Annotated in this window: 1 rRNA gene; it reads right to left on the bottom strand. The window is 51.0% G+C overall.

From position 1 onward, the window contains the following. A 23S ribosomal RNA gene (locus DBR23_RS05095) occupies positions 1-1,134 on the bottom strand; the annotation flags it as partial.

Below are 1,134 nucleotides of genomic sequence, written 5' to 3'. Positions count from 1 at the left end.
TTTCCTGGAAGCAGGGTATCACTCACTTCGTCTGCAAGCAGACTCGTTATCACCCCTCATCTAAGCCCGGCGGATTTGCCTACCGAGCACGACTACAGGCTTGAACCAACATATCCAACAGTTGGCTGAGCTAACCTTCTCCGTCCCCACATCGCACTATTGATCGGTACAGGAATATTGACCTGTTTCCCATCAGCTACGCATCTCTGCCTCGCCTTAGGGGCCGACTCACTCTACGCCGATGAACGTTGCGTAGAAAACCTTGCGCTTACGGCGAGGGGGCTTTTCACCCCCTTTAACGCTACTCATGTCAGCATTCGCACTTCTGATACCTCCAGCATCCGTTACCAGACACCTTCACAGGCCTACAGAACGCTCTCCTACCACTTGCAATAAATTGCAAATCCGCAGCTTCGGTAACTGGCTTAGCCCCGTTACATCTTCCGCGCAGGACGACTCGATCAGTGAGCTATTACGCTTTCTTTAAATGATGGCTGCTTCTAAGCCAACATCCTGACTGTTTTAGCCTTCCCACTTCGTTTCCCACTTAGCCAATTTTAGGGACCTTAGCTGGCGGTCTGGGTTGTTTCCCTCTTGAGTCCGGACGTTAGCACCCGGTGCTCTGTCTCCCAAGCTGTACTCTGCGGTATTCGGAGTTTGCATAGGTTTGGTAAGTCGCCATGACCCCCTAGCCTAAACAGTGCTCTACCCCCGCAGGTAATACTTGAGGCACTACCTAAATAGTTTTCGGAGAGAACCAGCTATTTCCAAGTTTGTTTAGCCTTTCACCCCTATCCACAGCTCATCCCCTAGTTTTGCAACACTAGTGGGTTCGGACCTCCAGTACCTGTTACGGCACCTTCATCCTGGCCATGGATAGATCACTTGGTTTCGGGTCTACACCCAGCGACTGATTCGCCCTATTCGGACTCGATTTCTCTACGGCTTCCCTATTCGGTTAACCTTGCCACTGAATGTAAGTCGCTGACCCATTATACAAAAGGTACGCAGTCACCCTTGCGGGCTCCTACTTTTTGTAAGCATGCGGTTTCAGGATCTATTTCACTCCCCTCCCGGGGTTCTTTTCGCCTTTCCCTCACGGTACTGGTTCACTATCGGTCGATTACGAGTATT

The organism is Acidovorax sp. HMWF018 (assembly GCF_003061035.1).
Lineage (GTDB): Bacteria > Pseudomonadota > Gammaproteobacteria > Burkholderiales > Burkholderiaceae_C > Acidovorax > Acidovorax delafieldii.
The sequence above is the reverse complement of the archived record's forward strand: the minus strand, read 5'-3'. Positions and strand labels throughout refer to the sequence as shown.